This window comes from Gordonia sp. DT101 (genome assembly GCF_049844895.1).
Classification (GTDB): Bacteria; Actinomycetota; Actinomycetes; order Mycobacteriales; family Mycobacteriaceae; genus Gordonia.
In genome coordinates, this window is the sequence record NZ_JBNCLX010000004.1 from 47,616 (window position 1) to 72,507 (window position 24,892).

The 24,892-nt window shown below is 69.7% G+C and carries 19 protein-coding genes; 12 read left to right on the plus strand and 7 right to left on the minus strand.

Annotation, left to right across the window (positions count from 1 at the left end; all coding sequences use genetic code 11):
- Nucleotides 1–6: 6 nt before the first annotated feature.
- The 7 genes from ACLQ3I_RS15110 (at nt 7) to ACLQ3I_RS15140 (ending at nt 9,708) form a co-directional block, all read left to right on the plus strand.
- Nucleotides 7–936 carry a hypothetical protein gene (locus ACLQ3I_RS15110; protein WP_425802882.1) on the plus strand — a complete coding sequence of 310 codons (930 nt, stop codon included), beginning with the start codon at nt 7–9 and terminating at the stop codon, nt 934–936.
- Nucleotides 936–2,477: a hypothetical protein gene (locus tag ACLQ3I_RS15115; protein WP_425802884.1), complete on the plus strand. Its 1,542-nt coding sequence runs from the start codon at nt 936–938 to the stop codon at nt 2,475–2,477. The genes ACLQ3I_RS15110 and ACLQ3I_RS15115 overlap by 1 nt, the downstream gene beginning before the upstream one ends.
- 96 nt (nt 2,478–2,573) lie before the next feature.
- Nucleotides 2,574–2,993 carry a DUF6802 family protein gene (locus ACLQ3I_RS15120; RefSeq protein ID WP_425790367.1) on the plus strand — a complete coding sequence of 140 codons (420 nt, stop codon included), beginning with the start codon at nt 2,574–2,576 and terminating at the stop codon, nt 2,991–2,993.
- A gap of 176 nt (nt 2,994–3,169) precedes the next feature.
- Complete coding sequence (locus tag ACLQ3I_RS15125; protein WP_425802886.1) at nt 3,170–4,999, plus strand: phosphoenolpyruvate carboxykinase (GTP); 1,830 nt, start codon at nt 3,170–3,172, stop codon at nt 4,997–4,999.
- 182 nt (nt 5,000–5,181) lie between these two features.
- Nucleotides 5,182–6,210 carry an esterase-like activity of phytase family protein gene (locus ACLQ3I_RS15130; protein WP_425802888.1) on the plus strand — a complete coding sequence of 343 codons (1,029 nt, stop codon included), beginning with the start codon at nt 5,182–5,184 and terminating at the stop codon, nt 6,208–6,210.
- Nucleotides 6,211–6,305: 95 nt separating this feature from the next.
- Complete coding sequence (locus ACLQ3I_RS15135) at nt 6,306–7,145, plus strand: ABC transporter ATP-binding protein (RefSeq protein ID WP_425790361.1); 840 nt, start codon at nt 6,306–6,308, stop codon at nt 7,143–7,145.
- A 4-nt stretch (nt 7,146–7,149) separates the two neighbouring features.
- Nucleotides 7,150–9,708, plus strand: coding sequence for an ABC transporter permease (locus tag ACLQ3I_RS15140; protein ID WP_425802890.1), 2,559 nt, complete (start codon nt 7,150–7,152; stop codon nt 9,706–9,708).
- An 18-nt stretch (nt 9,709–9,726) separates the two neighbouring features.
- Here the strand turns inward: ACLQ3I_RS15140 and ACLQ3I_RS15145 are convergent, their stop codons facing one another.
- On the minus strand, nt 9,727–11,355 hold the full coding sequence (locus ACLQ3I_RS15145) for an MFS transporter (RefSeq protein WP_425802892.1): 1,629 nt from the start codon (nt 11,353–11,355) through the stop codon (nt 9,727–9,729).
- A gap of 60 nt (nt 11,356–11,415) precedes the next feature.
- Between ACLQ3I_RS15145 and ACLQ3I_RS15150 the strand changes: the two genes are divergently transcribed.
- Both ACLQ3I_RS15150 and ACLQ3I_RS15155 read left to right on the plus strand, forming a co-directional pair.
- Nucleotides 11,416–12,081 (plus strand): TetR family transcriptional regulator, encoded by a 666-nt coding sequence (locus tag ACLQ3I_RS15150; RefSeq protein ID WP_425790355.1) that lies wholly within the window; start codon nt 11,416–11,418, stop codon nt 12,079–12,081.
- Complete coding sequence (locus tag ACLQ3I_RS15155) at nt 12,078–12,803, plus strand: hypothetical protein (RefSeq protein ID WP_425802894.1); 726 nt, start codon at nt 12,078–12,080, stop codon at nt 12,801–12,803. Before ACLQ3I_RS15150 ends, ACLQ3I_RS15155 begins: the two co-directional genes overlap by 4 nt.
- Nucleotides 12,804–12,824: 21 nt before the next feature.
- On the opposite strand, the gene ACLQ3I_RS15160 is transcribed toward ACLQ3I_RS15155, so the two are convergent.
- The 3 genes from ACLQ3I_RS15160 to ACLQ3I_RS15170 form a co-directional block, all read right to left on the minus strand.
- Complete coding sequence (locus ACLQ3I_RS15160; RefSeq protein WP_425790351.1) at nt 12,825–14,498, minus strand: AMP-binding protein; 1,674 nt, start codon at nt 14,496–14,498, stop codon at nt 12,825–12,827.
- Between the two features lie 89 nt (nt 14,499–14,587).
- Nucleotides 14,588–15,343 carry a class I SAM-dependent methyltransferase gene (locus tag ACLQ3I_RS15165; RefSeq protein ID WP_425790349.1) on the minus strand — a complete coding sequence of 252 codons (756 nt, stop codon included), beginning with the start codon at nt 15,341–15,343 and terminating at the stop codon, nt 14,588–14,590.
- Nucleotides 15,344–15,350: 7 nt separating this feature from the next.
- Nucleotides 15,351–16,109, minus strand: coding sequence for a TetR/AcrR family transcriptional regulator (locus ACLQ3I_RS15170; protein ID WP_425802896.1), 759 nt, complete (start codon nt 16,107–16,109; stop codon nt 15,351–15,353).
- A 241-nt stretch (nt 16,110–16,350) separates the two neighbouring features.
- Here ACLQ3I_RS15170 and ACLQ3I_RS15175 point away from each other — a divergent pair, with 241 nt between their 5' ends.
- Nucleotides 16,351–17,541 (plus strand): glycosyltransferase family 4 protein, encoded by a 1,191-nt coding sequence (locus tag ACLQ3I_RS15175; RefSeq protein ID WP_425790345.1) that lies wholly within the window; start codon nt 16,351–16,353, stop codon nt 17,539–17,541.
- Here the strand turns inward: ACLQ3I_RS15175 and ACLQ3I_RS15180 are convergent.
- Nucleotides 17,456–19,159 (minus strand): hypothetical protein, encoded by a 1,704-nt coding sequence (locus ACLQ3I_RS15180; RefSeq protein ID WP_425802898.1) that lies wholly within the window; start codon nt 19,157–19,159, stop codon nt 17,456–17,458. The two genes, ACLQ3I_RS15175 and ACLQ3I_RS15180, sit on opposite strands and share 86 nt — an antisense overlap.
- A 43-nt stretch (nt 19,160–19,202) precedes the next feature.
- Nucleotides 19,203–20,123, minus strand: a complete 921-nt coding sequence (locus tag ACLQ3I_RS15185) for an HpcH/HpaI aldolase/citrate lyase family protein (protein ID WP_425790341.1) — start codon at nt 20,121–20,123, stop codon at nt 19,203–19,205.
- A 118-nt stretch (nt 20,124–20,241) separates the two neighbouring features.
- Here ACLQ3I_RS15185 and ACLQ3I_RS15190 point away from each other — a divergent pair, with 118 nt between their 5' ends.
- On the plus strand, nt 20,242–21,477 hold the full coding sequence (locus tag ACLQ3I_RS15190) for a polysaccharide biosynthesis protein (protein WP_425802900.1): 1,236 nt from the start codon (nt 20,242–20,244) through the stop codon (nt 21,475–21,477).
- On the opposite strand, the gene ACLQ3I_RS15195 is transcribed toward ACLQ3I_RS15190, so the two are convergent.
- Nucleotides 21,404–22,651 carry a DUF3068 domain-containing protein gene (locus ACLQ3I_RS15195; protein ID WP_425802902.1) on the minus strand — a complete coding sequence of 416 codons (1,248 nt, stop codon included), beginning with the start codon at nt 22,649–22,651 and terminating at the stop codon, nt 21,404–21,406. The two genes, ACLQ3I_RS15190 and ACLQ3I_RS15195, sit on opposite strands and share 74 nt — an antisense overlap.
- A gap of 141 nt (nt 22,652–22,792) precedes the next feature.
- Between ACLQ3I_RS15195 and ACLQ3I_RS15200 the strand changes: the two genes are divergently transcribed.
- Entirely contained in the window at nt 22,793–24,058 is a 1,266-nt protein-coding gene (locus ACLQ3I_RS15200; RefSeq protein ID WP_425790336.1) for an acyltransferase family protein, read from the plus strand.
- Nucleotides 24,059–24,892: the final 834 nt, after the last annotated feature.

Consider the following 24,892-nt stretch of genomic DNA (forward strand, 5'->3'; position numbering starts at 1 on the left):
CGAGGCATGTCGCACGCCCCGATGACCCCATCGACGAACGCGTTGGCGCGGGTCGTCGAGTCGGGGCGGCTGGTGGCGCTCGTCGACCCGTCGTCGCCGGCGCGCGCCGAGCTCGACCTGGCGGTTCGTCGCTACGGTCGCCCACTGCAGGTCCAGGTCGACGGCCGGCCGGGGACCGGGCGCGACACGTTCGCCCGCGCGCTGCGGGAGCGGTTGTCGGTGACGGCGATCGGCCCGGGCGAGGCCGACCGGCGTGCCGACGCCCCCGATCCGTGGATGGCCGATCTGTGGATGTACGTGTTGTCGGGACCGCCGAGGGCTGCCGATCGGACGGCGATCGCGCAGATGCCCGCGGATCGCACGGTGGTGGTGCTCGGCAAGGCGGACACCCACGGATCCCCGGAGGCCGCCGCCGACGTCGCCGCCGCATGCGCCGAACACCTCGGCGTCCCGGTGCTCGCGGTGTCGCAGTTGCTGGCGTGCGCGGATCTGTCCGCCGACGAGTTCGACTTCCTGCGCCGTCTGGCCGCCGCCGGTGAGACGATGCCGTCGATGTCGGGACAGTTCCTCACCCCGACCCTGAATGGATACCCGGGCCCGGAGGGCGCCGGGCCCTTCCACGGCGACGAGCGGGTCCTGCGCGCCGGCCTGCTGCGCCGCGTCGATCGGCATGGCATCGACCTCGCGCTGCACCTCCTGGCCGCCGACGACCCGGCCGCCGCCGACGACCCGGCCGCCGCCGACGTCGCGGCGCTCAACACGGCGCTGCAGGGGCGCAGCGGCATCGACCGACTCGTCACCTCCATCCGGGAGCGGGTCGACCTGGTCCGCCACTGGCGGCTGACCGAGCTGCGGTCGCGACTGGAAATCGTGGCCGCCCGCGGATGGGACCGGGACGTGATCGAACACCTGCTCCAGCACGGGGAGGTGGCGTGATGACCGCGCCTTCCGCGCCCTCCGTGCCGGACGCCGTCTCCCGCGTCCGCGGCCTGACCGGTTTCGATGCGGCGGCCGTGACCGGCAACGGAACCGGGGTGGCGGTGTACGGCATCGGCGGGACCGGCGTGACCAGCCTGATCGAGGCGTGCCGGGCGGTCGATCCGACGTCGCCGACGGCCGTGGGCCGCTGGGACCGGAACGCCGACGACACGTCCGTCGGCATCGCGCTGATGGTGGTCGATCCGTCGTCGTCGATCGGTGACGAGGAGAAGCAGGCCGTCGACGAATTGCGGTCGCGGTTCGGGATCGTCGCACTGGTCGGGTCCAAGATCGACGCCTTCTGGGACTGGCCCCGCATCCTCCGCGCGCACCGGGCCCTGCTCGATCCGTTCGAGCAGCTCCCCGTGTTCGCGGTCTCGGCGGCGGTCGCGTTGTCGGGGGCGGCGTTGTCAGGGGCACCGGATGAGTCCGGGGTGCGCGCGCTGATGGCGTGGATCACCGAGTGTCTGGCGGCGCCCCCGGACGTCCGGCGCGAACGGGCTCGGGTCGCCGCGGCGCTGGGGGCCGTCGAACACACCCTGGACGAACTCACGCGGGCCACCGACCCCGATGCGGCGACGGTCGATCGGCTGGCCGACCGGCGGCGGGCACTGCTCGAATCCCGCGACCGGGGCCGGGCGGACCGGCTCGCCGCGGCGCGCGCCGGGCTGGCCAGGGCGCGCAGCGAATCCCTCGCCGACGTCGCGGCAGGCACCCGCGGTCTCGCCGCCGCGGCGACCGCCCGATCGACCACCCTCAAGCGCGCCTCCGTCGACGGTTATGTCCGCTGGCTCACCGACGAGGTGGCGGCGCTGCGCAACCGAGTGGATCACGCCACCGACGAGCGCATCGACGAGGTGCGGGCGGCGACGCTCGTCGGTATCGAGGCCCAGGTCGATGCCGAACCCCGCGCCGATCCCGATGATCGCGCGCCCGATCCGCCGTTCGGGCGCGCGGTGCCGTCCGGTCGCCGGGGCGGTGAGGACGTCCTCCTGGTCCTGATCGGCGCGTCGACGGGGCTCGGCGTGGGACGGCTGATCGTCGCGCCGATGGCGTCGGTGCAGACCCTGCAATGGGTCAGCATGCCGCTCACGCTGCTGCTTGGCGTCGCCGTCGCCACACTGGTGATCCGGGTGCGCCGGACCGCGGCCCTACGCGCCGACCTGCGTGGCTGGAGTACCGACGCGCTGAACGAGACGCGGGGCAGGCTCGAACACCGGGTGGGGCTGCGACTGGCGGCGGCCGAACCTCATCTGGCCAGCCAGGTGACCCGTGTCCACGAACGGCGCTCGCGACAGGTGTCCGCGGAGGTCGCGGAGATCGACGTGAGACTGCGAGACCTGCGCTCGGGATCGGCGACCCGGGATCGGCGCGACCAACTCGGCCGGCTCCGCGGCACCCACCACGAACTGGTGACGCTCGCACAGGCACAGGCACAGGCACAGGCACAGGCACTGGCACAGGCACAGGCAATGCGCGGCGACGACGCGGACACCTGAGCACGATCGGAACCGATCGGGCGCGCGCTGCGTCCTATCATCACGGTGGTGTGCGGCGCGGGCCGGACCGAACGAGACCGGAATGGGGCAGCGTAGATGGACATGTCATTTCTCGGTGGCGACCCGGTCGGTGGCCATGTTTTCGGTGGTGATGAGCCGGGCGATGCCGATCGCGTGTCGGTCGACCACGACGGTTCGTTCGCGGCGCAGCACGTCTCCCACCTCACGCCGGCAGACGACCTCGACGACCCCAGGTCACCCGAGGATCACCTGTGGATGCATTCCGACGGGCGGGTCTGGGATCTCGGACCGGCCGACGTCGACACCGACGACGACGGCGTGCGGGACTCGCTCACCCGCAGCGGCGCCGGCGGGATGACCGTCTACACCGATTCCGACCACGACGGACAGGTCGACCAGATCACCGAGATCGACGCGCAGGGCATGTTCTCCTCGCGCACTCTCGACCCCGACAGCGGCGCCTGGGTGCCGACCGACAGCGGCCGACTGGGCTGAGGCCGCCGCAGGTTCGTTGAATCGGGCCCTGCGGGCGGTTGCGATGCATGCGACTGTGGGATATGCCGCATCTGTTGGCCCCGGTACCTAGCGCCCGCTCGGTGAACGTATCCTGAGTTGACGACGACATCGCCGACGGCTATGCATCGGGCCGTCACCTCGGAGGAGACCCAATCATGACCTCAGCCACAATTCCCGGACTGGACCCGAACACCGCCCCGACGAAACACGCCGGACTGCTGGCGTGGGTCGCCGAGATCGCCGAGCTGACACAGCCCGATCGGGTCGTCTGGTCCGACGGCAGCGACGAGGAATGGGACCGGCTCACCGCCCATCTCGTCGACGCCGGCACCCTGGTCAAGCTCAACGAGGACAAGAAGCCCAACTCGTTCCTGGCCCAGTCCGATCCCGCCGATGTCGCTCGCGTGGAGTCGCGCACATTCATCTGTGCGAAGACCCAGGAGGATGCCGGCCCCACCAACAACTGGGTCGATCCGGCGGAGATGCGCGCCACGATGAACGACCTCTACCGCGGATGCATGCGCGGTCGCACGATGTTCGTCATCCCGTTCTGCATGGGGCCCCTCGGTTCCGACGACCCGAAGCTGGGCGTCGAGATCACCGACTCCGAATATGTCGTGCTGTCCATGAAGATCATGACCCGCGTCGGTCCGAAGGTCCTTGAGCTGCTCGGCGACGACGGATTCTTCGTCAAGGCCCTGCACTCCGTCGGCGCCCCGCTCGAGCCCGGTCAGGCCGATGTCCCCTGGCCGTGCAACTCCGAGAAGTACATCTCCCACTTCCCCGAGGATCGGGAGATCTGGTCGTTCGGTTCCGGATACGGCGGCAATGCCCTGCTCGGCAAGAAGTGCTATGCGCTGCGCATCGCCTCGGTGCTGGCCCACGACGAGGGCTGGCTGGCCGAGCACATGCTGATCCTCAAGCTCACCAGCCCGCAGAAGAAGGTCTACTACGTCGCCGCCGCATTCCCGAGTGCCTGCGGCAAGACCAACCTCGCGATGATCCAGCCCACCATCCCGGGCTGGACCGCCGAGACCGTCGGCGACGACATCGCCTGGATGCGCTTCGGCGACGACGGCCGCCTGTACGCGACCAACCCGGAGTTCGGGTTCTTCGGTGTCGCTCCGGGTACGAGCAACGACTCCAATCCGAACGCCATGAAGACCGTCGAAGCCGGCAACACGTTGTACACCAACGTCGCGCTCACCGACGACGGCGACATCTGGTGGGAGGGCATCGGCGGCGAGAAGCCCGCGCACCTCACCGACTGGCTCGGCAACGACTGGACGCCGGATTCCGACGCGAAGGCCGCCCACCCGAACTCCCGCTACTGCACCCCGCTGGACCAGTGCCCGTCGCTGGCCGACGAGTGGGACGACCCGAAGGGTGTGCCGCTGTCGGCGATCCTGTTCGGCGGTCGCCGCAAGACCACCGTCCCGCTGGTCACCGAGGCTCGCGACTGGCAGCACGGCGTGTTCATGGGTGCCACCGTCGGCTCCGAACAGACCGCCGCGGCCGAGGGCAAGGTCGGCACCGTCCGTCGTGACCCGATGGCGATGCTGCCGTTCCTCGGCTACCACATCGGTGATTACTTCGCGCACTGGATCGACCTCGGCAAGAACGCCGACGCCACCAAGCTGCCGAAGATCTTCTACGTCAACTGGTTCCGTCGCGGCGACGACGGCCGCTTCCTGTGGCCGGGATTCGGCGAGAACAGCCGCGTGCTCGAGTGGATCGTCGGCCGGATCGAGGGCGAGAACGAGGGCATCTCCACGCCCATCGGCATCGTCGCGAAGCCCGAGGAGATCGACGTCGACGGTCTGGGCGACCTCCCGGCCGAGGACATCGAGGCGGCGCTCGCGGTGAACGCCGACGAGTGGCGCCAGGAGATCCCGCTGATCGAGGAGCTCTTCGAGTTCGTCGGCGACAAGCTGCCGACCTCGCTGCAGGACGAGCTGGATCAGCTCAAGCAACGACTGGGCTGAGCCAGGCGGTCCGAGAACCGCGCCCTCCGCCGAGGGAATCACGATTTCCGTCGAGAGAACCCGACCACCACGCAGGTCGGGTTCTCTCGGCGCATCCGGGGTTCCGCGGGTGCCGCTCAGGGTTCTCCCGGCGTACTGTCGACGTTCTCTCGACTTCGTGCCATCGGGTAAGGTCTCCCCCTATGAGGTTTCGCTGGTGGGGGGCGGCACTCGTGTCCGCTTGTGCTGTAGGGCTTTCCGTTGTGTCGGTGGGTGGGGTCACCGCGGCCCCGGCGAGCCCGGCCAGCCCTTCGTCGGGCGTGACGTCGTTCTACCGGGATTCGACGACGATCTCCGGGCTGCCGAGCTTCGGCGGGATCTCGGGCATCGACCGCACCGGTAACGGCACCTATGCGCTGATCTCCACGGATGTCGGCCGATTCGGCCCCGCGCGGTACTACAACGCGACGATCCCGTTCAGCTCAACGACCGGTGTGGCGAGCCAGGGCCGGATCACCGGCGGCGGCACAATCCTCGGCCCCGGCAATCTGCCGATCCTGCCCGGCGGTGCGCAGTTCGAGGGCCTCCGTCGCCTGGGCGGCGGTTACGTGGTCGCCGGCGGCGGCAACCAGCAATTCGTCCGGGTGGTCGGTGGGCTCGGCAATCACCTCCGCGATCTCCCGCTCCCGGCCGCCTACCGCAGCAGCGCCAAGAGCGGTCTGAACGGCCAGCGGGGACTCACCGGTGTCGCGGTGGCGCCCGGTGATCGGGTCAGCGCCATCACCGCGGGCGGGCTGAAACAGGATCCGCGGACTTCCGCACGCCTGCTCACCTGGGCCGGCCGCGGCACCTCCGAGCACGTCTACCGCACCGACGGCGACAAGGTGGCGGCAGATGTGCTGGCGGTCAACAACACCGACTATCTGGTGCTCGAACGCGGCAAGGGCCGAACGGCTCGCATCTACTGGACCACCACCCGCGGTGCGCAGTCGGTGACCGGGAAGCAGAAGCTGTCCGGCCGCGAGGCGGCGATGCCGAAGAAATCGATCTTCTCGACCGAGCCGCTCACCGGCCTGGTCGCCGGGAACATGTCCGGACTGGCCTGGGGCAATTGGTTCCCCGACCATCCGTGGATGACCTATCGGGCACGCGCGCTGTACATCGTCACCAACGACGCCTTCTCGGGCCCGACGCGCGTGCACGTCCTCGAGGTCCGGCTGCCCAAGCACTGACCCGTCGGGTATTCGACCGACCCCGGGACGTCGGGGTGGTCACTCAGGGATATTCCCGATAGCCAACGGACCGGAGATTTGGCACCGTTGAGGCCATGACATCGGCCCGTACGGACAGCCCACACGTCGCAGCACACCCGATCGCCGCCGGCGCGGCCGATCTGACCAAGGTCTACGGCACGGGTGACACCGTCGTCGAGGCACTGCGGGGGGTCACCATCGAGTTCGCCGCCGGCGAGTTCACCGCGATCATGGGCCCGTCCGGGTCGGGCAAGTCCACCCTGATGCACTGCCTCGCCGGCCTCGACGTGGCCACCGCAGGCAAGGTGCACATCGGCGACGTCGACCTCACCGGACTCTCCGACAAGGCGATGACCATGCTGCGGCGCGACCGGATCGGGTTCGTCTTCCAGTCCTTCAACCTTGTCCCCACCCTGACCGCGGCCGAGAACATCACGCTGCCCGTGGACATCGCGGGCCGCGAGGTGGACAAGTCCTGGTTCGACGCGGTCGTCGATCGTCTCGGCATCACCGACCGGCTCACCCATCTGCCCAGCGAGCTGTCGGGTGGTCAGCAGCAGCGCGTGGCCTGTGCGCGAGCGCTGGTCGGCAAGCCGGACATCATCTTCGGTGACGAGCCGACCGGCAACCTCGACTCGCGCTCGTCGGGTGAGGTCCTCGACATCCTGCGGGCGGCGACCGACGAGTTCGGCCAGACCGTGGTGATCGTGACGCACGATCCGCGCGCTGCCTCCTACGCCGACCGGGTGGTCTTCCTCGCCGACGGGTTGATCGTGCGCGAGCTGGCGCGCCCGTCGGCCGACGACGTCTTCGAGGTCATGAAGAATCTCGACGAGCCGGCCGCATCCGAGCCGCATGCGCCCAGGCACGCCGCCGACGCGGCCGCCGACGAGAACACCTCCGAGGTGCGCTGACACCATGGCATCGTCATCGGTGATGCGCCGGGTCTCGTTGCGAAACCTGCGCGCGCACAAGCTCCGTCTGTTCCTTACGGTCTTCTCCATCGTGCTCGGCACATCGTTCGTGGCCGGGTCCATCGTGTTCACCTCGACCGTCTCCAAGGCGTTCAACGACATCTTCGACTCGGTCGCCCCCGGGGTGTCGGTGCAGATCACCCCGGAGAACAACCAGTCGCCGGGGGTTCCGCAGACGGTCATCGACGACCTCGACGCCCGGAAATCCGAGCTCGGGATCGACCGTATCGTCCCCAACTATTCCGGACTGGTGACGATCGCCAACTCCGACGGCAAGGCCCTGCAGACCGGTGGTGCCCCGAGCGTCGGCACCGCGTACCTGCCGCCCGACGTCGCGCTCTCGCCGGACACCAGCAAACTCGAGCCGGGCGGTCGTGGACCCGCCAACCCCGGTGAGGTCGCGCTGAACGCCTCGGCGGCGGAGAAGGCCGGTCTGAAGGTCGGCTCCAAGACCAAGGTCGTCCTGGGACAGGGCGCCGTCCAGCCCCGCGAGGTGACCGTGGTGGGGTTGCTCGACCTCCCCGGCTCCACCGGAGGCTTCGTCAACGTCCAGTTCGATCAGGCCACCGCGAAGACGCTGTTGTCCGACGGGCAGCACGTGGCCCAAGTGGACATGTCCGCGGTCGCGGGGGTGACCCCCGCCCAGCTGCAGGAGCGCGTCGACAAGGCGCTGCCCGCGGATCTGTACAAGGTGCGCACCGGGGACCAGGTCCGACAGGACGAGAAGGACAACGTCAATCAGTTCCTGAGCATCTTCACCGGAATCCTGTTGGCATTCGCGGCGATCGGGCTGATCGTCGGAACCTTCATCATCTACAACACTTTCTCGATGATCGTGGCGCAGCGGAACCGTGAGCTGGCGTTGCTACGCGCGGTCGGCGCGAGCCAGAAGCAGGTGTCGCGCTCGGTACTGTTCGAGGCGTTCGTCGTCGGCGTGATCGGTGGTGTCGTCGGCCTGGGGATCGGTATCGGGCTCGCCGCCCTGCTGAAGGTGTTGACGAGCTCGGCGTCCGGATTGCCCCAGGCGCCGCTGCAGATCAGCGTCTGGGCCGTGCTGGCCGCACTCTTCGTCGGTGTGGTCGTGACGATGGTGAGTGCGTGGGTGCCCGCGCTGCGTGCGTCGAAGGTGCCGCCGGTGGAGGCGATGCGATCCGGGATGGCCGAGGGCTCGGCGCCGTTGCGCACCCGCACCATCGCCGGGGCCGTCCTGGGCGTCGCCGGCCTCGCGGCCATCGTCATCGGTGCCATGGGTGTGGGCCTCGGACCGGCGATCGCGGTCGGGTGCGGCTCGGCCGCGGCCATCGCCGCGGTGGTCCTGGCCGGGCCCGCTCTGTCGCGGCCGATCGTCGGGGGCCTGGGAACGGTCATCGGCGCGCCCTTCGGCAAGATCGGCCGGCTCGCCCGGACCAACGCGGTGCGCAATCCACGCCGCACCGCGGCGACCGCCTTCGCGCTCACCCTGGGACTGATGCTGGTTGCGGTGATCGGCACCCTCGGCACCTCGTTCAAGGGCACCATCGACACCGCCGTCGACACGGGTCTGCGTGCCGAGTTCATCGTCGCGGGCGCCAATCAGCTGCCGATCCCGGGTGCGGTCGCCACCGCCGTCGAGGGCGTGGACGGCGTCGGGTCGTCGGTCAGCTTCGGCGTCGTCCGCGCCAAGGTGGGCGACAAGACGGTCGCCGGATACGGGGCGCTCGGCGGACAGCCGAACGACGTCGCCATCATGGACATGAAAGACGGTGCCTCCCCGAACCTTCCGGCCGACGGCATGTTGGTCAGCGAACGCACGCGGAACACGCAGGGCTGGAATCGCGGTGACGTGGTCACCTTCACCGGCCCCACCGGGGAACAGATCCCGGTGACGGTGTCCGGCGTGTACGCCGACAACGAGGCGCTGCAACCGTGGATGGTGGGACCGACGGTCTACGACAAACTCGTGCCGCCGTCGGCGCGGGTGAGCGCCACCATCTTCGTCACGCCCGCACCCGGTGTGCAGGCCGACACGTTGCGCACGAACCTGGAGAACGCCACCGACTCGTATCTGACCGTCCAGGTCCAGGATCGGGACGAGTTCAAGAGCTCGGTCTCGAGCCAGATCGACCAGATGCTGGCGACGCTCTACGCGATGCTCGGCCTGGCGTTGCTGATCGCCGTGCTCGGCATCGTGAACACGCTGGCGCTGTCGGTGGTGGAGCGGACCCGTGAGATCGGCATGCTGCGGGCCGTGGGCATGCTGAGGTCCCAGGTGCGGCGCAGCATCTACCTGGAGTCGGTCCTCATCGCGATCTTCGGTGCGATTTTGGGAGTGATCCTCGGCAGCGTCATCGGCTGGGCCCTGGTGCGGACCCTGGCCAAGTGGGGCCTGGGGACCCCGGTGCTGCCATGGAGTCTCATCGTGATCACCCTGATCGCATCGGCGGTGGTCGGCGTCCTCGCCGCGCTGTGGCCGGCTGTTCGTGCGGCACGCACCCGGCCGCTGGAGGCGATCGCCGAGGCGTGACGGCGGCGGGCATCCGGATCAGCCGGCGGCCGGCTCGCGTTCGGGCTCGGTCTCGGTCTCGGAAGTGCTGGCCGATACCGGTGTCATGGCGCGCGGCGACAGGAAGATCAGGAACGCCACCCCGACGAGGATGACGATGCCCATCACGACGCAGGCGGTGTTCATCGGTCCGATGAAGGCCTGCTTGGCCTGGTCGGCGACAGCGTCGAGCGTCTCTGTCCGACCGGGCAGTCGCGTCGCCAGCGCGTCGATGGTGTGCAGCGCCTCGGCGAGTGATCGGGCGATGTGTTCACCGAGCTGGGACGAACCGGTCTCGGCGGACACACGATCGGCGACAGGGGCGATGTTGCGCGTGTAGCCGGACGCGAGGATGCTGCCGGACACGGCGATCCCGATCGCTGCCCCGAGTTCGCGGAAGGTGTCGTTGACGGCGGAGCCGATGCCCTGGGTCGCCGCCGGGGTATTGGCCATGATCGCGGTGGTCGGGGGCGCGGTCGCGAATCCCTGGCCCACCGCGCCGAGCATCAACATCGGGAACATCCCCCAATACGTCGTGTACGGGACCACACCCATCAGGATCAGTCCGATGCCGGTCAACGACACGCCGAGCACGAGCATGCTCCGCAGGGAATATCGCACGGCAAGCCAGGTGCCGATCGGCGACAGGATCATGATGACCACGACGACCGGCATCACCGCAGTAGCAGCCATCAGGGGCGACATCCCGAAATCCAGCTGTAGTCGTTGCAAGACCACGTAGAACAGACCGAGCGAGGCGAAGAACTGCACCATCACCGTCAGCGCACCGGCAGAGAACGCTCGGTTGGCGAAGAGGTGGACATCGAGAAGTGGTGCAGCACGGCGGCGTTCGACCACGACGAACACGACTCCGAGTACCAGTCCGGCACCCAAGGCGCCCAACGTGACCGCGTCATCCCAGCCGCGGGTCGGGGTTTCCAGCAGGCCGACGACGAACAGGAACACCGCGGCCGTCGACACCAGCGCGCCCGGCACGTCGAACGGCTTCGAGTGTTCGTCGCGGGAGGTCCCGATCGTCGCCGACGCCATCGCCAGCAGCGCCGCGACGACGGTGAAGACGATGAAGATCGACCGCCAACTGAACCACTCGAGTAGAAAACCGCTGACGAAGAAGCCGCCGATCCCGGCTGCGCCGCCGACTCCCGCCCACAGCGACACGGCCAGTGGACGTTTGCGCTCGGGAAGTTGTGAGGTCAACAGCGACAGGGTCGACGGCATCACCATGGCGGCGGCGACTCCGCTGAGAGCACGGCTGGCGATGATGGCCGTCGGGTCGTCGGTCCACAGGGGCGGAGTCGAGGCGGCGGCGAAGATCGCCAGCCCGATGATCAGCAGGCCGCGGCGGCCGAATCGGTCCCCGATCGCACCGCTGGGGAGCAGCAGGGCCGCCAGGGCCACCGTGTAGGCGTCCACCAGCCACGTCATCTCGGTGGAGGTGGCGCCGATGGAGGGTGCGATCTCGGGGAGTGCCACATTGAGCGCGGTCATCGCGCCCATCACCACGGCGAGGGCGGCGCAGGCCACGCAGATCAGCCAGATTCCTCGCGCACCGATTCGATCGCGTTCTTCGGCGCGGTCGGATGTCGGGGGATGCTGGTCGGCCACCATGGGCTCTGACCATACAGCAGATTGTATATGTATGTTCAGCGAGTAGTTACAGTGACTTTCATGGCACGACGCACGGGTTGGGGTGGCGAACTCCCGATCGACGACGCGGAGGCCATCGCGCGCATCCTGTCCGCGGCGCGGCGGGTGATCGAATCCGAGGGCGCCGCGGTCAGCGTCACGCTGGTGGCGCAGGAACTCCAGGTGACGCGGCAGACCGTCTACCGCTACTTCGGCAGTGTGCAGGAGCTGCTGCAGGCGGTGGCCCTCGACTCGGGACGGACGGCCGCGCCGGCCATCATCGATCGGGTACGGGCGATCACCGATCCGGCGGCAGTCGTCGTGGAGCTGGTGGCGTCGGCGATCGAGATCCTCACCACCGACCGGGTGCTCGTGTTCCTGCTCGGGCCGGGCGCCAGTACCGGTCTGCTCGGTGGGTCGATGACGGGGCCAACCGCGCGCGATCAGGCCAGGGTGATCCTCGACGAGCTCGAGTTCGACTGGCACAAGCTCGGATTCGACGACGACACGTTCGACCAGCTCGTCGAGTGGTGTCTGCTGGTGATCGGCGCCTACATCCATCGCCCCGACGACGAGATCCCGGCACCCGCCGAATTGCGGGCCTATCTCTCGGTCTGGATGCGGCCGTCGATCGAGGCGGCCCACCACGAAGCGCGCGGCGCGCGAGCGCGGTCACAGGCCGAGACAATGACACAATCGGTCCCATGACCCAGCCACCCGACGATCGTTGGGACCCGAATCGCGAGCATCCCGACACGCGACGATTCGACCCCGCCGACGAGGCGGCCGCCTACCGACCCGACGACCGCGGTCCCGCGGATCCGCCGCCGGGGGCTGCGGGCCAGCCGGGTCCGTACGGCCACCCGCAGGCCTATACCGAGGCCGCCGCCTACGGCCCTCCCTACGGGGAGCCCGGCCCGGGTGAGCCGCCCCCGCCGCCGTCCAAGCACAGCGGACGCACGGTCGGGCTGGTGATCGCGGTGATCGTGGCCGTGGTGGTGCTGGCACTGGTCGGCATCCTGATCGCGCGCGGCTCCGGCAACAACGACGAGCAGACCGCGGGCGTGAGTTCGTCGTCGGCCACCACCACCTCCGAGGCGTCGACGACCACCACGACCACGACGACCGAGGAGACGACCACCACCACACCCACGCCGACGGTGGCACCGGGCGCGGTGGTCTATCAGCTGACCGGCAACGGCGACGTCATCGGGATCCGATACATCAACGGCACCAGGTCCACGGTGGTCGCCGCAGCCGGCGCCCCGTGGTCGCAGGCCGCGACGGTCACCGGCGCCACCGCCGAGCTCAACGCGATCGTCGTCCGTGGTCCGGTCACCTGCAATATCCTGCACGGCCGGGACCTACTGGCGTCGTCGACGAGCAACGGCGGACCGCTGAGCTGTTCGGCGCCGATCCCCGCGGGCTGATCACGTCGCGTGGCGGCAACGCTACGTCCGGTCCTCGTCGCGCCACGTGACGAGCTCCCGCCGCAGTAGTTTGCCGGTGGGGTTGCGCGGTAGTTCGTCGAGGAAGATGACGTCGCGCGGCACCTTGTAGCGGGCGAGGTGGGCCCGCACGTGGTCGCGGATCTCCTGCGCCGCGGGATGTGCGCCGGGCGTGGGAACGACGAATGCCCGTAGGCGGGTGCCGAATTCGTCGTCGTCGACCCCGATGACAGCGACGTCGTCGATGTCGGCGTGCTCGGCCAGCAGGTTCTCCACCTCACCGGGGTAGACGTTCTCGCCGCCGGACAGGATCATGTCGTCGTCGCGACCGTCGATGTGCAGCAGTCCGTGCTCGTCGAAGTGGGCCATGTCGCCGGTCGACATGTAGCCGTCGATGATCTGTTTGTGCCGTCCGTCGGTGTAGCCCTCGAACGGTGCGGAGCTCCGCACGAACAGCCGGCCGCTCTGATGGTTGTCGGTGAGCTGCCGGTCTGCGTCGTCGTAGAGGCGTAGGCGGCCGGCGACGGTCGACCGTCCGACCGTGCCCGGTGCGAGGCGTAGTTCCTGCGGCTGGGCGACCGACGCGACGGCGACCTCGGTGGAGCCGTACATGTTGTAGAGGACGTCGCCGAAGGCATCCTGGACGGCCTCGCTCAGCGTGGGGGTCAGCGGTGATCCGGCGATGACGATGGCCCGCAACGCGCTCAGGTCGTACCCGGCGATCTTCTCCGGACCGAGGGCGAGCATCCGGTGCAGCATGGTCGGGACCGCGACGAGCATCTCGGCCCGGTGCTCGGCGAGTGCGGCCAGCGTCTTCTCGGCATCGAACCGCCGCAGCAGGACCGCCTTGTTGGCCTTCGCGTTGGATACGCCCCACATGCCGAAGCCGGTGGAGTGGAAGATCGGGGAGACGATCACCACGCTGCCGCGTTCCGGGAAGGGGATGCGGTCGACGAACATCGCCGACGAGAAGGGATTCATCTTTCCGCGCGGCGCACCCTTGGGCAGTCCGGTGGTGCCGCTGGTGAGGATGATGAATCCGCCGGGGGTCTTCGGCAGCGGCGGCAACGACGTGTCGCCGGATGCGACGATGTCCTCGATCAGTGGGGCCTCGTAGTCACCGTGGTCGCCGTAGTCACCGTCGTTTCCGTCGGACCACGTCAGGTAACGCGGGATGTCGGCCGGGAGCGCGCTGAGCAGGTCGATGAACTCGCTGTCGTGCAGCACCGCGGCCAGTTCCTCCCGCTTCGCCACCTCGGCGAACTGGGGTTTGCCGAACCCCGTGTTCATCAATGCGAGTTTGTAGCCGGCCCGCCCCGCCGCGGTGATCGACAGCAGCAGGCCGCGGTGGTCGCGCGCCAGCACGCCGACGACGGCACCGGGCTCGATGCCGGAGGCGAGCAGCGCATTCGCGAGGGCGTTGGCCTGATCGCTCAGCTCGCGGTAGGTCAGTTCCCCGCGTTCGTCGGCCAGCGCCGGTGCGTCCGGGAATTCCTCGGCGTTCCGCAGGATCAGCGACGCCTGTGCGCCCATCGTGTTGGCCCACTTGATCCCGCGCAGCATTCCCTTGAGATCGGTGAAGTCGAGGATGCCGGTCCGTTGCAGGACCACCGCACTCTTGATGTTGCGAACGCCGTCGTCGAGTCGGTCTCTCACCGCGTCGAGTACGCCTGCCATACGCCCCTGCCTCTCCACCGTGGGCGGGAGCGTGCAGTATGGCCCCCGTCACAACATTCTGGCGCGCGCGGCGGCTCGTGGGGTCGGACTCAGCGTTTCCGCAGCACCAGAACGAGATTCGTCCCGAGCACCTCACGCAGGCCCGGCACCCGCATGACCCACCACAGCCAGTGCGGCAGGTACCGCGGGAATGCCGCGACGCGGACCGCCCGCGGGTCGGCGTCGGCCGCCCATCGCAGCCCCTGCGCCGCGGTCACCGGGAACAGGGAGGTGCCGAACAGGTTCTTCGGCGGATGTCCGTGCCTGCGGGTGTACCAGCGGGCCGCACGGTGTCCACCCGCGTAGTGCGTCAGACCCATCTCGTGTCCGCCGAAGGGGCCCCACCAGAGGGTGTAGCTGATGATCACCGTCCCGCCGGGCCGGGTCACGCGCAGCATCTCCTCGGCCATCGCCCAGGGCGCCGAGGTGTGTTCGACGACGTTCGACGACACGGCGACGTCCATCGACGCGTCGGCGAACGGGAGATGCCGGCCGTCGCCCCGGACCGACGCGCGATGGTCCAGACCGCCCGCGTGCATCTCGGAGGGATCCGGTTCGACCGAGATGTAGTGCGCCCCGCGATCGTCGAACGCGTCGGCGAAATAGCCGGGGCCGCCACCGACATCGAGGATCACGGCACCGTCGAGGGGAGCCGGATGCCAGTCGGCGACCATCCGTGCCGTGTCGTCGGCGATCGCGCCGTAAAAGCGTGCGGGGTCGCTCTGTTCGAAGCGGAAATCGTTGAGCAGGCGGGCCGCCCTGGACAACGTCGCATACCGGGCGAAACCGCTCGGGGAACGGGGCATCGGGATCTCAGCCTTCCTGATCGGCGTCCGCGCCGCCGTCCGACTGCGCGACGAGTTGTCGCAGGCCGGCCACGAATGTCCGCAGCGCGAAGACGAACTCGGCTCGCAGATCCTCGGGCAGGGCAGGCAGGACCGTGGTCACGGACGGGAATCGGGTGGTGTCGAGCCGACGGTAATACTCGGTGATCGTCGCACGCCTCGGCGCCGCGTCGTGGGACTCCTGCAGGGCATAACCGACGATGAGCCTGGCGAGAGCGTGGTCCGCGGCCGCGGCCCTGGTGGGGGACAGGCCCGCGCCGAGCAGCAGTCGTAGCGATTCCTCGTATCGCAGCAGGCCCATCGGGCCGAAGTAGACCTGTCCCGCGAACAATGCGGCCGAGTGCGGGTTCCGGCACAGCGCGTCGAAGGCGATGATGGCGGAGCCCTCGACCACCGAACTCCACTCGTCACCGAGATCGGCCGCGGCGATCTCGGACACCGCCTCGTGCATCACGCGTTCGGCGAGCCTCGTGCAGAGCTCCTCCCGGCCACCCGGGAGTTGGCGATACAACGTGGAGGTCGATGACCCGAGTCGCCGTGCCAGGGCCCGCATACCCAGGCCTTCGATCCCGCCCGCGGCGAGCAGCGCCAGGGCCTCGGTGAGGATCTCGTCGACCGGAAACGGAGGTCGGCCCCCGGCCGCGCGGTGCGCGTCGGCCGGCTCCGAGGGTTGTTCGTGCCACCAGTCGGGTGACCCGAATTCGGGGGATTCGGTGGATTCGGGCATGGGGTGGCCTGGCCGTCCTAGCTGTCGGTATAGGCGGCGAAATCACCTATGGAGTCACGAGTCCGACTCAACTACTGTTGTAGACGCGCGTCGGGGTTTCGGCTACAGTGTAGCCGCAACGGCAATGCAGCCTGCATCTGGATGAGGTTCCCAGGGTTCGGACGCGATGTGGAGGGGACGCCACGTACGGCCTTGGGAACCTTTCCGAAGATCTGATCCCGATCGGTACGCTTGTTCTGCGATGACCGATCCCACTCATGTCCTGCTTCTGTGCTGGCGCGACACCGCCCACCCGCAAGGTGGCGGCAGTGAGCGCTATCTCGAACGCGTCGGCGCCGAGCTGGTGGCCCGGGGTATGCGGGTCACCCTCCTCACCGCCGCCTACGACGGCGCGGCGACCGAAGATGTTCGTGACGGTGTCCGCATCCTGCGTGCCGGCGGTCGCCTGTCGGTCTATCCGCGAGCTCTCGCGACGATCGTGGCGGGCACGTTCGGTCGCGGTCGGCTGGGCCGGATCGCCCCCGACGTCGTGGTGGACACCCAGAACGGCATCCCGTTCTTCTCCGCGCTCGTGTCGCGGGCGCCGACCGTCGTCCTGGTGCACCACTGCCATCGCGAGCAGTGGCCGGTGGCCGGCCGGTTGCTCGGTCGGCTCGGCTGGTTCCTCGAGTCGTCGGTCTCGCCGCGCGTGCACCGCCGGAACCGGTATGTCACGGTCTCCGGCCCGTCGGCTGCGGAGCTCGCCTCCCTCGGCGTCGACGAGAGCCGGATCACCGTGATCCGCAACGGAATCGACCCACTGTCCGGACCGTCCGCGGATGCGTCGCATGCCGCAGAGGCGGCCACCCGTCTCTGCGTGTTGTCGCGTCTCGTGCCGCACAAGCAGGTCGAGGACGCCCTCGCGGTGGTCGCCGAGCTGGCGCACTCGCGTCCGGAGGTCCACCTCGACGTGATCGGCGGTGGGTGGTGGTCGGACCAATTACGCAGATGTGCAACCGAACTGGGTGTCGACGAGCACGTGACCTTCCACGGTCACGTCAGCGAGGACCGCAAACACGAGCTGCTGGCCCAGGCGAATGTGCACCTCATGCCCTCCCGCAAGGAAGGGTGGGGCCTCGCCGTGATCGAGGCCGCGCAGCATCGGGTGCCGACCATCGGCTATCGGAGTTCGGTCGGGCTGGTCGAGTCGGTCGAACACGGCGAGACCGGCCTCCTGGTGGACGGAGTCGACGAACTCGTCAGTGCCACCAGGAAACTCATCGACAACCCGGACGAGGCGGCCCGGCTCGGCGACAACGCCCAACTCAAGGCGGAGGGCTACTCGTGGTCAGCGACCGCGGACGGTTTCATCGAGGTGTTCGACGACGTGCTGCCCACATCGCGGCGCATGCGCCGAGCAGCACCGTCGCCGACCAGAGCAGATGTGCACTGATCACCACTGCGCGTGACGTCGCAGACGCGTCCGCCCCGGCGGCCGGATCGTCGATGCGATAGAGCGTCAGGTCCGTGCCGCGGAACACCGCGGTCGCCTCGTCGGCGAGCGTGCTCGGCGGTGCGTCGTTCTCCACCACCACCCAGCCGACGCCCAGGGCGGCCAGCGACGACGGCGACCCGCCGTCGTGGAGGACCGCGTCCACGTCGGCACCACGCCCGGATGCCGGGTCCACCACGACCCCGTCGACGGTGAGCAACCCCGAATCGGTGACCGGCGCGCGCACCATCCGCGGCAGCGGGTCGAGCGACGGGACGTCGGTGAACGCGTACCGGCGCACCGCGCCGGTGGGCCACACCGCGACGGCGCCGCGGTCGGCCGGGACGATGCGCGCCACGGTGGCCCAGTCCGACGGATAGGTGATGGTACGGATCTGCCCGCCCACCCCCCAGGCGAGATCCGGGAGCGGCGCGGCGATCAGCAACGCCGTCGCCGCGAGTGCGAAACCTGCGGGCACCCACCGTCGGACGGCGAGCACCGCGGCCGCCGCGGCCACTGCGAAGAACGGCACCATCAGCGCAAGATATTTCTGGGTATCCCGGAACAACCCGACGCCGGGAACGTCCGCGGCCAGCCGCGACAACCCGGCGGCCACCGGGCCGACGGCGGCGACGGTCACGGCGAGTGCGGTCACCCCGGCCAGCACGGCGAGGGTTCCGACCAGTCGGTCGCGGCGTTCCCGGTGCGTCCAGAGCCATCGGCCGCCGACGGCGACCACGATCAGCAGCAACAGGGTCGCCACCGCCGCCCACCAGATGGTCCGGCTCGCCGGCACCGCGTCGGCATTCCAGATGCCACCGAGTCCGATCACCGTGCCGAGCGTGCCCAGACCCGACTCGGCACGCGCGCCGAACACGGTGAAACCGTCGGAGCCGGTGGTCGCCGGGGCGGTCCCGACGAGGGTCGCGGTGAGCCACGGGAGAGCACCGAGAAGCCAGATCCCGCACAGGGTTCCGATCTGGCGCCACCGCCGTGCGCGGACCAGCGGGAGCATGAGGACCACGAGGAGCAGGATGGCCGCCAGGATCGAGCCGGTGGGTGTGAAACCGGCGCACGCCGTGGCGGCGGCGAGCTGCACCCAGCCGGGCCACCCGGGCCTGCGCATGACCTCGACCGCCCCGACGACGATCCAGCCGAGCGCCGCGTACGACACCATCAGACTCCAGTGTCCCTGCAGAAGACGTTCGGCCACATAGGGATTCCAGATCGCGACGAGCGCGGCGGCCACCGCGCCGCTGCGGCCGGCTGATGGCACGAGCCGGATCGCCATCCGTCCGTAGCCGACCCCGGCGAGGGTCAGCGCCGCGAAGGTGATCGCGGTGACCACCGCGCCGCCGTCGACGAGGCCGCTGAGCGTCGCGACCACCCAGTCCTGCGGCACGGCGCGCGCGGCCACGTCGCCGAGGCCGAGGGCGGGATCGGTGACGAACGAGCGGGGCGTGGAGACCGCGTCGCGGTAGAGCAGATGCCCGGAGCGCAGGACGGGGCCCAGGACGAGTGCCGACAGTGCGGCGGAGACGAGATAGAGGGTGGGCAACAGATGCCGCGGGGAGGTCATCTCTTCTCGGTCTGTGGGGGCGGCGATGCTCGGCGTCGCTTGCTCAGTAGTGGTAGGTGTCCGACGGCGCCGGCACGTGATCCGGGTCGTCCGCGTAGACGGTGGTCGATCCGATCCCGTACGCGCGGGCCAGATCGAGGATCTTGGTGGCACGTGCGATGCGGGGGAGGTCGGAGCCGTTGCGGATCTCGCCGCCGTCGCGCTCGAACTCGGCGAAGAACTCCTTCGCCCAACTGATCTCGTCGTGTGACGGGGACAGACCCTCGTTCACCGGATGGCATTGGTCCGGGGTCAGGCAGATCTTGCCGGTCATCCCGAATTCGGCGCTGACCGCGGTTGCCTCGGACAGTTTCAGTGCGCTCGAACCGACGGTCGGCCCGTCGATCGCGCTCGGCAGGTGGGCGGCCTTGGCGGCGATGGTGAATCGCGACCGGGCATAGGCGAGGGTGGCCGGGTTGTCGCCGAATCCGGTGTCGCGTCGGAAGTCGCCGATGCCGAAGGCGAGTCGGAAGGTGCCCTTGGCGGAGGCGATCTCGCTGATCCGCTCGAGGCCGCGGGCGGTCTCGACGAGAGCGACGATCGGGACGTCGGGAAGTCGCTTGGCCGTCTCACTGACATGGTCGACCGACTCCACCATCGCAAGCATCACGCCGCCCACCGACGTCGTCGCCAGGGCCGCCAGATCGTCGGCCCACCAGGGTGTCCCGAAGCCGTTGACGCGAACCCAGTCGGAGTGGCCGTCGGCCATCCACCGGATCACGTTGTCGCGCGCGGCGATCTTGTCCTTCGGTGCGACGGCGTCCTCGATGTCGAGCACCACGATGTCGGCACGGGACTGCACGGCGGGCTCGAATCGGCCGGCCTGCGACCCGTTGACCAGCAGCCAGCTGCGCGCGAGTACCGGATCGATGCGGAATCCGGCCGGCCCGTCGGCCACGTCGTCGGTCGTGTTCTGGTCGTACATCGGGCTTTCTCACGTTCGGATGGGGCTCACTGTCCCCACCATCGTTGCCTATCGGCGTCGTCGGGTGCAAAGCGCCCCTTCCGGCTCCGCGACGCATCCGACATGCACACTTGACGCCATGGTGGAGCGAACCGACCGCGGCGCGCTGGCCGGCGCCCTCGGCTGGGTGGCCGCAGGATCGATGGTCGCGAACGTCTGTGCCTACCTGATCCACCTCACCGCGAGCCGCTGGTGGCTGAGCACCGCCGAGTACGGGGAGTTCGCGGTCGGGCTCTCGGCGATGCTGGTACTCGGGGTGGCGGCCCTGGCATTACAGGCCGTGGTCGCCCGGGCTGTCGTGCAGCACGCCGATCCGGCCCGGATCCGCCGCGTCTCGCTGCTGACCGTGGGCGTGGTGATCGTGCTGGTCGGTGCGGCCGCCCCGCTGATGGCCTGGTTCGCGTCGATGGGGGTGGATGCGGCGCTGGCCGCGTTGTCCGCGGCACCGATGCTGGCGGTGATCGGGGCAGGCCAGGGAGTGCTGCAGGGGCGGGGACAGTTCCGGCTGCTCGCCTGGGTGCTCGCCGCGGTCGGGGTGCTGCGCACGGTGCCGGTGATCGCGGTGCTGGCCGTCGGTGCCGGACCGACCGGTGCGCTGGCGGCCGGCGCGCTCGGCGCCGCGGTCGGTGCTGTCCTGGTGACCTGGGTGGTGCGGTCGACGGGTCGGGCGCGACCGACGGTGGGTTCGGCGGTCCCGGACGGACTCGATCTGCTCGACGTCGTCCGGGCTTCGGGGGTGCAACTGGTGCTGATCGTCGCGGCGTCGGCCGATCTGCTCCTCTCGCGCACCGTGCTGTCGGCCGACGATGCGGGGATCTATGCGCTGGGGGCGATCGCGACCAAGGTCGCGTTCTGGCTGCCGCAGGCCGTCGGCGTGGTCTTCTATCCGCGCCTGGCCGATCCGGCCATCTCGCGGCGGTCCTTGGGCCATGCGGTGATGGTGGTGGCGGCGATCGGCGTGGTACTCACCGCCGGCGCGGCGGCCGCCGGTCCGCTGGTGCCCATCGTCGTCCGGCCCGAGTATCAGCCGCTGGTGGGCGTGCTGTGGCTGTTCGCGTACACGGGCTCGGTACTCGCCGTGCTCCAGGTCGCGCTGCTGTCGGCGATCGCCCGGCAGGCCACCGCGATCTCCCTGGTGACGTGGGTGTCGGTGGGTGCCGAGGTCGTGGTGATCCTGACCGTCGTACACGGCATCGTCGCGCTGGCGGTGACCGCGGCCGTCACGGCGACGGTCGCGGCGGTCACGACGACGCTGGTGGGTCTGCGTCCGGGGCCGCACTCGGACGCCATCGGCGCGGCCGCCACGCGGGATTGATGACGGCCAGCCCGAGGATGATCATCGCGACACCGATGATCGCGGCGAACAGCGGGACCACCCGGCCCCAGACGGTGATGGGCGATGCGAGTGCGGCGGCGTGCTCGGTGAGCCTGCGCTGGGTCCGGTGGTCGTAGGCGAAAGTCGCGGACATGTTGGTGAGCCGCCGGTCGGGCAGTGCGGTGTCGATGAAGCGGTAGCTCTCGTCGACGGAGATGTGCGCGTCGACGATGGTGCCGGTGGTGGTGTCGACCGCGAGTTCCCAGCGGCCACTGTGGTGCAGGGTCGCACTCACACTGCGGGCCGGATCGACGCCGGGGACGCCGAACCACCCGGCCGGGCGCGTGATGATGGTCGGCGGGGTGCTCTGTGCGTCCCCGTTCTCGATCTGGTGGAGGTCGGTGTCGGGGACCACGGCGACGAACCGCGCGACGTCGTGGCCCGCGACCGTGGTGTCCCCGGTGTAGCGCAGGGGCACGGTGCGCCGGGTCGTCACGTCGAAGAAGGTGTGGTCGGCGTCGGTGGCGGACACCCCGAACGGCATCAGGTAGGTGTAGCCGTCGCGGTCGGGCACGCGGACCGGTGCCGAGTTGCTGTTGTACTGGATCTCCGAACTGCCCTGCTGGCCTGCGGCGGCGGTCAGGTCCGGGAGTGCGGTGGCCCGGTCGAGGGTGATGCGGTCGCGTACCGCACCCATGATCGGATCGGTGCACGACGACGCGCCCGCCGCCGGTGTGGCGTCGCTGCCCGGACGCGGGGCCTCCGGATCGACCTCACGGCCGTCGATCGTCAGGTGCTCGGCCCGCACCGACGTCCCGGCCTGCAGCGTCACCCGGTCCGCGTCGGCGGGGCGCACCGCCACGAAGCGCTGCTGCCGGGTCAGATCGGCGTCGACGACGCGCGCCGTCGGGGAGGCCAGCGAACACCGGTCCAGGACCCGAGCCGGGGAGGTGGCCGGTGCGACGGTCGTGACGTCGGTGCTCAGCGGGATGGTCCGCAGGTTGTCGACGAACAGCGTCGGCAGCGCGATGGCGGCCGCCAGCAGGAATCCGCCGACGAAGATCAGTACCGGTCCCACCAGGTCCTTGGTCGAGAGACGACTCGGCGCAGGTGATGACGGCCCCTCGGGCGACGACGGCCCCTCGGACGACGACGTTTCCCCCGCTGACGACATAACGGCGAGCGTACTGGCCGCCCCGCCGGCCACCCCAACCCGCCGATCGGGCCCGGTCATCCGTCGACCGTGCGCAGTTTCGTGCCGACCGTGCGCGGCCGCCCGATCCGACGGCGCGGGTCGGTACCCTGGTTGACCAGCATGACCACCACCGCCCGCAGAGCCGCCCGCACTCCCGACGTCGCAGGCGAGACCCGACGCTTCTTCCCGCAACTCGAGGGGATGCGCGCCCTCGCCGCCATCGGGGTGCTGACCACGCACGTCGCCTTCCAGACCCGCGCGGTGGAGTTGCCCGTGGTCGGGCCGGCTCTCGGCCGTCTCGACCTGGCGGTGGCGTTGTTCTTCGGGCTCTCGGGATTCCTGCTCTGGCGGCCATGGGTGGCCGCCGCCAACACGACGCTGCCGCGGCCAGGGGTGGGCCGCTACCTCGCCCATCGGGTGCTCCGGATCTGGCCCGCCTATGTCGTCGTGGTGATCCTGGTCCTGTCGCTGTTGCCGGACGCGAAGAACGCCGACCTCACGGTCTGGCTGGCCAACCTCACGCTGACCCAGGTCTTTGTCCCCCTCTCCCTGACGGCCGGGCTCACCCAGATGTGGAGCCTGTCGGTGGAGGTGGCGTTCTATGCGCTGCTCCCGCTGATCGGCTTCGCCCTCGTCCGGCTCCGGGTGCGCGACGACGGCGTCGGGCGGGTCCGCCTGCGGATTCCGGCGCTGTTCGGACTCGGACTGCTGAGTCTCGGCTGGGCCTGGTTGGCCACGACGTTGCCCGTCCCCGCCGGTGTCGAGCCGAAGAACTGGGTGTTCGGCCACCTGCCGTGGTTCATCGCCGGGCTGATCCTGGCCGAGCTCGTCGGCGCGATCGAGTTGCACGAGCGTCGGCCGGTGGCGCGGTGGATGCGCGTCGCGGCACGACTCGGTGCGCGACGCCGGCTGATGGCGGCGGTCCTGGTGGTGGCGTACGTGCTGGCCTGCACCCCGCTCGCGGGGCCGACCGGATTGGGGGACCTCTCGCCGCTGCAGTTCGCCACGAAGATGGTGCTCGGCGCGATCTGCGGGCTGGCGATCCTGGCGCCGCTGGTGATGTCACGCGGACCGTTCCGACTGTTGACCTCTGCGCCGATGCTGGCCCTGGGCCGCTGGTCGTACGGGATCTTCATCTGGCATCTCGCCGTGCTCGCGGTGGTGTTCCCGCTCTTCGGCATCGTCCCGTTCGGCGGCGATTTCCTGCTGGTGTGGACCATCACGGTGGCGCTGACCATCGGTGTCTCGGCCGCGAGCTACGCCTTCATCGAAGAACCGGCGCGCCGATGGCTCCGCAGCCGGGAGACAAGGCGCGTCCGCACGGATTCACCGTCCAGCGTGACCAGCCAGACCGTCAGCGACACCGCGATCAACGCCGGTAGCTGAACCCACCAGTCGAAGCCGTGGTAGCCGCCCGTCGCATGCCATGGCCCGCTCGCCAGGCCCAGGGTCGCGAGCAGCATGGCCGCGAACACCGCCGCGACACCGATCCGCGGGCGCAACCAGAGTGAGACGCCGCCCAGCAGAACCGATACCGCCAGACCCCACCAGCCGGTGAGCAGCCACGACGCGCCCAGCCAGGACACGGCCGCGGTCGCGGTGACCCACGCCGGGGTCGCTTGGTCCGCCGGGTGGTCGTCCGGCGACTCGGCGCCGCGGCGCGGCCACCAGGCGAGCGCGAGGAGCAGTGCGACCAGTGTCAGCCCGACCCCGAGTGACCACCGGTACAGCGAGTCGAAGCGGTACGTCAGTGTGACGGTGCCCGCCTCGCCGGGCGGGACCAGCCAGCCCTGCTGCCAGCCGTTCATCACGACGGGCTTCAGCGACCGGCCGCCCAGACTGGCCTGCCACCCGTCGTTGGTGCTCTCCGGGACGACCAGGACACGCTGGTGTGCACCGGATTCCACCTGCACGGTGCGGTGGGTCGACGACCAGTCGGTGACCTTCGGCACGACCGGCGACGATCCGCCGTCCTCGGTCGCGCCACGCACCGGCATGGACACCTGGTCGACGGTGAACGCCGACCCCGGGTTGACCGACAACTCCTGTTCGCCGCCACCGAGTTTCACCGCGGCAGGCGAGCACGGCCGGGCGACCACCGGTTCACCAGCTCGCAATGCCGCCGCCGTGGTGCGCACCGACATCCCGATCACCTGTCCCGAGACGGTGAGACCTATGCCGGCGTCACAACCGATCTCGACGACCCGATCGTCGGCGGGC

Excerpts from the sequence above, each read along its gene's own strand:
- ACLQ3I_RS15120 (WP_425790367.1), top strand. The coding sequence starts at position 2,574 with ATGGACATGTCATTTCTCGGTGGCGACCCGGTCGGTGGCCATGTTTTC.
- ACLQ3I_RS15170 (WP_425802896.1), bottom strand. The coding sequence starts at position 16,109 with ATGCCCGAATCCACCGAATCCCCCGAATTCGGGTCACCCGACTGGTGG.
- ACLQ3I_RS15200 (WP_425790336.1), top strand. The coding sequence starts at position 22,793 with ATGACCACCACCGCCCGCAGAGCCGCCCGCACTCCCGACGTCGCAGGC.
- ACLQ3I_RS15165 (WP_425790349.1), bottom strand. The coding sequence starts at position 15,343 with ATGCCCCGTTCCCCGAGCGGTTTCGCCCGGTATGCGACGTTGTCCAGG.
- ACLQ3I_RS15135 (WP_425790361.1), top strand. The coding sequence starts at position 6,306 with ATGACATCGGCCCGTACGGACAGCCCACACGTCGCAGCACACCCGATC.
- ACLQ3I_RS15150 (WP_425790355.1), top strand. The coding sequence starts at position 11,416 with ATGGCACGACGCACGGGTTGGGGTGGCGAACTCCCGATCGACGACGCG.
- ACLQ3I_RS15155 (WP_425802894.1), top strand. The coding sequence starts at position 12,078 with ATGACCCAGCCACCCGACGATCGTTGGGACCCGAATCGCGAGCATCCC.
- ACLQ3I_RS15140 (WP_425802890.1), top strand. The coding sequence starts at position 7,150 with ATGGCATCGTCATCGGTGATGCGCCGGGTCTCGTTGCGAAACCTGCGC.
- ACLQ3I_RS15180 (WP_425802898.1), bottom strand. The coding sequence starts at position 19,159 with ATGACCTCCCCGCGGCATCTGTTGCCCACCCTCTATCTCGTCTCCGCC.
- ACLQ3I_RS15190 (WP_425802900.1), top strand. The coding sequence starts at position 20,242 with ATGGTGGAGCGAACCGACCGCGGCGCGCTGGCCGGCGCCCTCGGCTGG.
- ACLQ3I_RS15175 (WP_425790345.1), top strand. The coding sequence starts at position 16,351 with ATGACCGATCCCACTCATGTCCTGCTTCTGTGCTGGCGCGACACCGCC.
- ACLQ3I_RS15130 (WP_425802888.1), top strand. The coding sequence starts at position 5,182 with ATGAGGTTTCGCTGGTGGGGGGCGGCACTCGTGTCCGCTTGTGCTGTA.
- ACLQ3I_RS15145 (WP_425802892.1), bottom strand. The coding sequence starts at position 11,355 with ATGGTGGCCGACCAGCATCCCCCGACATCCGACCGCGCCGAAGAACGC.
- ACLQ3I_RS15185 (WP_425790341.1), bottom strand. The coding sequence starts at position 20,123 with ATGTACGACCAGAACACGACCGACGACGTGGCCGACGGGCCGGCCGGA.
- ACLQ3I_RS15115 (WP_425802884.1), top strand. The coding sequence starts at position 936 with ATGACCGCGCCTTCCGCGCCCTCCGTGCCGGACGCCGTCTCCCGCGTC.
- ACLQ3I_RS15125 (WP_425802886.1), top strand. The coding sequence starts at position 3,170 with ATGACCTCAGCCACAATTCCCGGACTGGACCCGAACACCGCCCCGACG.
- ACLQ3I_RS15110 (WP_425802882.1), top strand. The coding sequence starts at position 7 with ATGTCGCACGCCCCGATGACCCCATCGACGAACGCGTTGGCGCGGGTC.
- ACLQ3I_RS15195 (WP_425802902.1), bottom strand. The coding sequence starts at position 22,651 with ATGTCGTCAGCGGGGGAAACGTCGTCGTCCGAGGGGCCGTCGTCGCCC.
- ACLQ3I_RS15160 (WP_425790351.1), bottom strand. The coding sequence starts at position 14,498 with ATGGCAGGCGTACTCGACGCGGTGAGAGACCGACTCGACGACGGCGTT.